Annotated in this window: 9 protein-coding genes and 1 pseudogene; 4 read left to right on the forward strand and 6 right to left on the reverse strand. The window is 66.1% G+C overall.

Annotated elements, in window-relative coordinates; translation table 11 throughout:
- From AC1DQP_RS13715 to AC1DQP_RS13725, 3 genes and pseudogenes are all read right to left on the reverse strand, one after another.
- Nucleotides 1-130, reverse strand: a pseudogene (locus tag AC1DQP_RS13715) (prolyl aminopeptidase); the annotation flags it as partial.
- A 58-nt stretch (nucleotides 131-188) separates the two neighbouring features.
- On the reverse strand, nucleotides 189-872 hold the full coding sequence (locus AC1DQP_RS13720) for a hypothetical protein (RefSeq protein ID WP_478051801.1): 684 nt from the start codon (nucleotides 870-872) through the stop codon (nucleotides 189-191).
- Between the two features lie 80 nt (nucleotides 873-952).
- Complete coding sequence (locus AC1DQP_RS13725; RefSeq protein WP_478051802.1) at nucleotides 953-1,633, reverse strand: response regulator; 681 nt, start codon at nucleotides 1,631-1,633, stop codon at nucleotides 953-955.
- Nucleotides 1,634-2,015: 382 nt separating this feature from the next.
- On the opposite strand from AC1DQP_RS13725, the gene AC1DQP_RS13730 reads away from it, so the two are divergent.
- Genes AC1DQP_RS13730 through AC1DQP_RS13745 form a run of 4 tightly spaced genes read left to right on the forward strand, consistent with a single transcriptional unit; the run spans nucleotide 2,016 to nucleotide 4,071 of the window.
- The gene (locus AC1DQP_RS13730) at nucleotides 2,016-2,714 is read left to right on the forward strand and encodes a hypothetical protein (protein ID WP_478051803.1); all 699 of its coding nucleotides are present in this window, start codon (nucleotides 2,016-2,018) and stop codon (nucleotides 2,712-2,714) included.
- 1 nt (nucleotide 2,715) lies between these two features.
- Nucleotides 2,716-3,261, forward strand: a complete 546-nt coding sequence (locus AC1DQP_RS13735; RefSeq protein WP_256774301.1) for a GTP-binding protein — start codon at nucleotides 2,716-2,718, stop codon at nucleotides 3,259-3,261.
- Nucleotides 3,254-3,676, forward strand: coding sequence for a roadblock/LC7 domain-containing protein (locus AC1DQP_RS13740; protein ID WP_457319673.1), 423 nt, complete (start codon nucleotides 3,254-3,256; stop codon nucleotides 3,674-3,676). The genes AC1DQP_RS13735 and AC1DQP_RS13740 overlap by 8 nt, the downstream gene beginning before the upstream one ends.
- A gap of 32 nt (nucleotides 3,677-3,708) precedes the next feature.
- Nucleotides 3,709-4,071, forward strand: coding sequence for a hypothetical protein (locus AC1DQP_RS13745; protein ID WP_256774303.1), 363 nt, complete (start codon nucleotides 3,709-3,711; stop codon nucleotides 4,069-4,071).
- 188 nt (nucleotides 4,072-4,259) lie between these two features.
- Here the strand turns inward: AC1DQP_RS13745 and AC1DQP_RS13750 are convergent, their stop codons facing one another.
- Genes AC1DQP_RS13750 through AC1DQP_RS13760 form a run of 3 tightly spaced genes read right to left on the reverse strand, consistent with a single transcriptional unit; the run spans nucleotide 4,260 to nucleotide 7,027 of the window.
- On the reverse strand, nucleotides 4,260-4,511 hold the full coding sequence (locus AC1DQP_RS13750; RefSeq protein WP_256774304.1) for a hypothetical protein: 252 nt from the start codon (nucleotides 4,509-4,511) through the stop codon (nucleotides 4,260-4,262).
- Nucleotides 4,508-5,857 carry a TFIIB-type zinc ribbon-containing protein gene (locus AC1DQP_RS13755; RefSeq protein ID WP_457319674.1) on the reverse strand — a complete coding sequence of 450 codons (1,350 nt, stop codon included), beginning with the start codon at nucleotides 5,855-5,857 and terminating at the stop codon, nucleotides 4,508-4,510. Before AC1DQP_RS13755 ends, AC1DQP_RS13750 begins: the two co-directional genes overlap by 4 nt.
- 21 nt (nucleotides 5,858-5,878) lie before the next feature.
- The gene (locus AC1DQP_RS13760; protein ID WP_256774306.1) at nucleotides 5,879-7,027 is read right to left on the reverse strand and encodes an SPFH domain-containing protein; all 1,149 of its coding nucleotides are present in this window, start codon (nucleotides 7,025-7,027) and stop codon (nucleotides 5,879-5,881) included.
- Nucleotides 7,028-7,225 lie beyond the last annotated feature (198 nt).

Raw genomic sequence — 7,225 nt, forward strand, 5'->3', positions numbered from 1 at the left:
GGCCACCGTGCAGGAATACCACGGGGATGCCGTCCGGCGTACCGCATTCCTCGACATGCAAAGTGTGCAGGCCATCCACCGGCAATGCGAACTCACGGTAGGGGGAGATGGCCGGATACAACGTACGCATGGGACGTCCTCGGGGGCAGGATAGGGCAGCATAGCGGCCCTCCCCGCCGCGGTCATCCTCAGCCCTTCGTTACCCAATGCACCGCCGCGAGCGCCGTTGCCAACCGCTGCTTGGCAACGTCGTTGGTGAATGGCGGCGTGCCTGGCGGGTCGTAGACGTCCGGACGGGTGCCGGCAACGATCAGGTCAATCGCATAACACGCCCCGTTGTGCRCGGCGCGGTAGCTCTCCGCGGAGACGTAGTGGCTCATCGCCGCATCGCTGGCGGTGAAATGGGTGAAGCGCACTCCGCCTATCTCCGCCGTGTCCGACGGGCCGGTCGCCTCGTCGGGCGCGACGAGGCAGGCGGCGATGTCGGCTGCCGTATCGCTGCGGCCGATCCGCATTTCGGCCGAGGTGACGTCATTGGAGCCATCCATCACGACGGCGACAAGCGGCGTCCCGATGCTGCCCGCCGCCGGATACAGTTTCCAGGCATCCAGCGTCAGGTAGCTGCGCTTGAAATCATGTTCGACATGCGTGCCGGGAACCGCGCGGACCGCGATGCCCGGTACCGGCTCGGCAAAACCATCGCCGGCCTGGGTTCCGGGCACCGACGCTGCCGGGCCCGTATCTGCGGGCGGGGCGTCTGCGGCGGCCATGGAGGATGACGCGGTGACGACCACCGCCGGTTGCGGACTGCACGCGCTGACCATGGCTACCCACGCCGTACCCAGCACGAAAAATTGGACTGCCTGCTTCATGATCGACTCTGGTTTCCATTTACGCCGCACCAGAGCGTGCGCCAGCCCGCGTTAACGCCGCGCCATCTCGCGCACGGGCGCTATGCGGCCGACTGCAACGGCGCAGGCGGCGCCGGGCAGGGTGCCATGGCAAGCCTGTGCTCGCTGGCAAACGCATACAGTTCCGATTCGGCGCGGATCCCCAGCTTGTTCATCGCCGAAATGCGCTGCCGACTGATCGTGCTGATACTGCGATCCAGGCGTGCGGCGATCTGGGTGATGCTCAGCCCGGAGGCATACAACCGCAGCACCTCCAGTTCCTTCGGCGACAGGCAGGCACACAGCGAGCCGGTTTCTTCGTCGCCGTTGCAGAGCTCGGCGCGCAGCGAACTGCAGACATAGGCCGAACCGTTGAGGACCTCGTCGATTGCCCGGGGAATGTCCAGCAGCGAGCAGGCCTTGTCGATCACCCCGCGCACGCCGTTCTTCATCGCCATCCGCAGCGTCGGTACGTTGGTGAACATCGTCATCAGCACCACCGGCAACGCCGGGTGCCTGCGGTGGATCATCGCCAGCATCGCCTGACCGTCCGGCGCGGCGCCGCCGGGCATGGAAAAGTCCGTCATCAGCACGTCGCAGGGCGCACGCTCCAGCGCGCAGAGAAGCTCATCGGCGCAGGCGGCCTCGGCCACCACGCGGTAACGGCCCGCACCTTCCAGCAAGGCACGAACGCCCAGGCGGACAACGGGATGATCGTCGGCGATGATGACGCGGATGGGCACGGTGGAACTCCTGGCGGACAAGCGTGGAGAACGGCACGGCACCCTGCCGATCGCCCGTATCGCGATTCAGGCGGCCWGCACCCTGTTCTGAGCCGAAAGTCTGTGCACTTTGATTGTTGTTGTATATACAAATAGTGCGAAAGGGGCACTGCATYTTTTGAACTGATGAAGTGTGGCGCGCAACGCATACCAATACTTGCAAACACCTGCGGCGGCGACCGTTTTCACAGTATTTGCATGGCGCGATCGAGGGGCCGGATGGTCTCCTAGAACCCCGTCGGCTGGTGACCGCCCAGCGTCACCGGCCAGGCATCCGCTCCCACACGAAGATCCCCATGATGTTGTCCGTTTCATCGTCCGCGGCCGCGGCAAGGCACGCGGTATGAGCCGCTTTCGCCGTGTGCCGTTCGACGTCGAACCGACACTTCCCTCCGCTGCGCCACAGCCGCTGCTCTTCGTGCAGGCGCTGCGCCGACGCCTGATGCTCGAACGCAAGCAGCAGGACCCCATTCATTGCGCTGCGATCATGTCCAGGGGCAAGGTGCTGTGCTGGCTGGACACCGAGCACAACCTGGGCGTGCTGGMCGAGCCGTCGGCGATGTCGATGGCCCTGTTCCAGGCGGCGCTGGTGGGTCCGCAGCCCACCCTTGAGCTGCTGCCCGTTGCGCGCAGCCTGTTCGATGCGCAGGCGGCTCGATCCCGACCGGTGGCATTGCGTCCGCTGCTCTGGCAAGCGGGCCTGCATGCAGCCGGCGATGGTGCCCCGTTGCCACCGCTGCAGGACGACACCTGCCTGCGACTGCGTCGCTGGCCGGATTTCCGCGTACTGGCGCACCGTCACGACGACTTTCGGATYTGCGCGTTGATGATCCGGCATGCGCTGGATGTGGGTAGCTGCAGTTCGATCCTGGGCCTGCCCCGTGTGGAGGTCCAGGCCTTTTTCAATGCCGCCTATATCAGCGGCTATGCGCATCCAAGTGCTGCCCCGATGCCGGCGCTGACCGTAGCGCCCGCCAAGCCGGCTGCCAGCAATGCGCTGGCCCGGATGTGGCGTGATGTGCGTAACCGCTGGAGTCGATGAAATGCGTGAATACAAGATCGTGGTGCTGGGCGAAATGGGCGCCGGCAAGTCGACCCTGGTGCAGGCGTTGGCACAGGGCAGGGCGGTCTCTACCGAGGTGCGCAACACCGACCCGGGCGCCGACAAACCATTCACCACCGTGGCGATGGACTACGGCGACATCGACCTGCCGGGCGGCGACCGGCTGCGGCTGTACGGCACGCCCGGTCAGACCCGTTTCGACTTCCTGTGGCCGATCCTGCTCGAAGGTGCCAGTGGCGCGATCGTGCTGGTCAACGCCCACGCCGGGCTACCCCAGCAGCAGGTGCAGCCCTATCTGGACGCGGTCGAGCGCCACCCCGCGCCGCTGCCGGTGGTAATGGGCGTGACCCGAATGGACGATGCCGCCCCGGCGCAGCGCGCCGCCTGCGAACAGTGGCTGGAACACGACGATGGAGCGCTGCCCATCGTCATGGTGGATCCGCGCGATCCGATGCAGGTTCTTACCGTGATGGATGTACTGATGAGTCAGATTGAATGCCAAACCCTGGTGGCCTGCGATGAATGATGCAGCCCGCCTGCCGGCAAGCGGCGCGGTGCGCGAGCAGGTCGACGCGCACCTGGCCACCCTCGTACACGACGTGGACGGCCTGATGGGCGTGGTGGTCGCCAGCCTGGACGGCTTCGCCCTGGCCCAGGTCGGCCGCGAAGAAGAGACCGTCAGCCGCCTTGCCGCGATGACCAGCTCGATGCTGGCGCTGGCCGAAGCGCTCGGTCGCGAGCTGGTGATCGGCTCGCTCGGTGCGCTGATCCTGGAAGCGGCGCACGGCAAGGTGCTGATGCTGACCATCCCCGTGCAGCCGCCGCAACTGCTGATGGCCGCCTGCGACCAGACCAGTGCGATGGGGCAGGTGCTGTGGCACGCCAAACAGTGCGTGCGCCGCCTCACCGCCGCGATGCCGGCCGACACCCGAACACGTTGATTGACCCACCTCCACTTGATAAGGAAAACAGAATGAACAAGAGCATCACCGATTGCCTCGACGCCCTGATGCAGATCAATGGCGCGCAGGCCGTGGCCCTGGTCGACTACGACAGCGGCATGCTGCTCGGCGAAGCCGGCTCCGGCGTGGACATGGAACTGGCCGCGGCCGGCAACACCGAAGTGCTGCGCGCCAAGATGAAGACGGCCGAGTCGCTCAAGCTCAACGACGTCATCGAAGACATGCTGATCACCCTGGGCCGCGCGTACCACGTGCTGCGTCCGGTGGCCTCCAACAAAGGCCTGTTCTTCTACGTGGTACTGGACCGCCAGAAAGCCAACCTGGCACTGGCGCGTCGCACCGTGCTGGATGTGGAAGGCTCGCTGAAGCTGTAACCCGGTCGGGCGTCGCTACGCCCGCCTGGCGCGAGAATGGGGATGCCGTGTCCGCCCGGGGAAGGGGCGGGCACGGCACTTGGTTGCGCGCCGCCCACGGGCGGAAAACGCCCGATCGTCGACCGACGCCGACGGCCACGTGCTGGGCGGGGTCACGATCGTGCCGACAGCGCCGACAGCTCCGGGGGTCAGCTGCTGTCCCGCATCACCCGGGTGCGGTAGGCGCGCACGTTGTCGCCGCGGATGCGGGTTTCCTGGGTGCCGGTGATGGTATCGACCCGATGGTCCGAGCCGGTTACCGGCTTGGCCTCCACCAAGGTCTCGCGCTCGAAGGCGTGGGATTTGTCGGTATTGCGGTAGTACCGGTATAGCGCCCAGTACAACGCGGTCGCGCTGGCCGGGCCCGCGGCCAGCAACCAGAGTCCACTGTCATCGCTCATGAGGAGGCCACCAGGAAGAAGAGAACAAGGGCTTCGATGATCGTACCGGTGGCGAGCGCGGCCAACAGCAGCTTCCACTGCTGCACCGGCACGCTGCCCATGGTTTCACCGGTGCGGCCGTTCACCGCGATGTAGTGCAGCATGCCGCCGTTGCGGCCGGGCTGGTGATACGAGTAGAGCCACACCGGCAGGTACATCGACACCCAGCGCGTACCGTGCACGTCCAGCCGCTCCTGCTCCCAGCGCACGCCACGGTCATAGCGGCGCACGGAGCCCTCCACCTGCGCGCGGGCGATCGACAGCAGCTGGTCTTCCAGCCGCGGGCGCAGCTTCTCCACGTCGAGGTTGCGCTTCTCGGTGGTGAAACCCATCAGGTAGGAGGCGTTCCACTTCAAGGCGTTCTTGGTGTCGAACGGCAGGATCGTGTTGATGATGTTGTTGGTATTGGTGCGCGTGTCCAGGTTGCCGCGCTCGGCCGACGACTCCAATGGCAGGTCGTCCACGGTGAAGTCCACCTCCCGCTCCACCCGGTACACATCGGCGTCGTAGTAGGTCTTCTTCTTGTCGCCCTCACCACGGGTGTACTCGCGGGTGAGGATTTCGCCTTTGCCGGCGACCGCGGCGCTGACGTTGCTGTCGACGATCATGTAGGGCAGGTACACGCCCACCACATTTTCCGGCGTGAACTCGTTCTTGAAAGCCTTCAACGCAAACAGACGGCGCTTGTCCACGAACTGGCGGATACGCGCCACGGCATCGGTCTTGCTCACCTTGAACGGCAGTACCGCATCGGGCACCGCGCCGTTGGCCACCTGTTCGTTGACCCCGAACACATGGCGGCACCAGTGGCAGCGTGCGGTCATCGTGCTCTCGGTGTTGATGGTGACTTCGGCGCCGCAGCCGGTGCACTTGAAGCTCATCAGGCTGGCGGTATCGGCCTGGATGTCACGCGCACCCGACGCAATGACCGTGCCGCGCAGCTGGTCGATGCCATCGCCCAGCCCGAACGCCTGCTCGACCAGCGTGCCATGCCACTCGTTGCGGCAGAACTGGCAGACCAGTACGTCGGTACCGAGCTTGAGCCGGACATCGGTCGAGCCGCATTTCGGGCAGCGGTTGAGGCCGTCCTTGAGTTCTTCGGCGGACGTATCCAGGGCAACCGGGTCCGGCGCCAGCAATTCATCGCGAATCGGCGGGGGCAGGGTGGACGGGTCGACCGGGAAGGTGCCCGGCAACGGCGGCACGTCCCGCGGCGATCCGGGGCCGCTCACGGGCGTGGGCGGCGCAGGCGGCAACGGAGGCGGGGCCGACGACGGCAGCGGCGGCGGGATTCGGGAATCGGACATGATCTGCGCGCTTCCTGCGTCTTACAGGCCCAGCGCCTTGGCCTTGAGCTTGTCGTAGTCGTCCTGGGTGATCAGGCCCAGATCGAGCATTTCCTTGGCCTTCTTCAGCTTGGCCACGGGGTCGTCCGCCGCCGGGGCCGCAGGGGTCGCCGGCTGCTGCAGGTTGCCGGCACCGAACATGCCCGAGGCCATGCCTACGCCCACCAGCCCGGCCGCACCGCCGTTCTCGCCGGCCGACTGGATACCCTGGGCCACGCTGGCCTGCAGGTTCGAGTTGCCGCGCGAACCGGCCAGCGCATCGGCGCGCTGCACGGTCTTGAGCAGTTCGCGGGTGTTGGCGTCGTATTCGATCGACACGATCGCGGTCTTGACGATGGCCAGGCCGCGATCGGACTTCCACTGGTAGCCCTGTTCGACGGCAGCGGACAGGCTCTGCGCGAAGCCAAGCGAATCCTGCTGCAGCTTGGTGATGCGATTGCCCTTGCCCGGATCGTTGGTGTACAGGCTGAAGGCCGGTGCGAGCGAGCCCACCACTTCATTGAACAGCTGGCTGGCCGCCGCGTTGTCCAGATCGGTGAAGTCGAACACCTGGCCCGGCTGCAGGTAGCTGGCCGGCACGAAATTCTTCACGAACAGGATCGGGTCGACGATCTTCAGCGTGTACGAGCCGCGCGTCAGCGCGCCGACCTGCGTACCCAGGAAGCCGTCGTCCCAGTAGATTTCCGACTGGGTGCCGAAACGGTTGTCCGGCAGCTCCTTGAGCGAGACGAAGAACGCCGCCTGCTGCGAGCCCGGCTGGCCGCCGAACTTGAAGCGCTCCCAGCTCTGCTTGATCAGCGGGCCGACCAGCCCGTCGCCGGCGAAGATCGACTGCGAGTTGGCGTCGTCCGAGCGCCATTCATAGCCACCCGGTTCGGCAACGAAACCGGTCACCGCGCCGTCCTGGAACAGCAGCAGGCCGTAGCCTTCGGGCACGACGATCTTCGAGCCATTGGTGATGATGTTCGACGACGCGCTGGTGTTCGAGCCGCGCCCGGCATTGGTACCGCGCGGCACCGCGGCAAACAGCGCTGCCGTCGACGGCAGGCCGGCCGGCACGGTGAAGAAATCCTTCCACTGGTCGGCCAGAACACCGCCAACCGCACCCTTCACCGCCTGTACCAGACCCATGACCAACTCCCTGTATTCCGAGGACGGGCGGGGTGCCCGTCGTGCTGGAGCGACTATATCAGCAGCTGGGGAGGGGAAAGGGAGCGGGCCACGGCGCATGGCCCGCCCGGACGCCTCGCAGCGATGATTGACGCCGCCCGGGCAAAGGGGCAGCATCGCGATCGACCAAAGAGGGTCGAACCCACGGGCACTGAACGT

The sequence above is a fragment of the Stenotrophomonas sp. P5_A8 genome, from assembly GCF_056400545.1.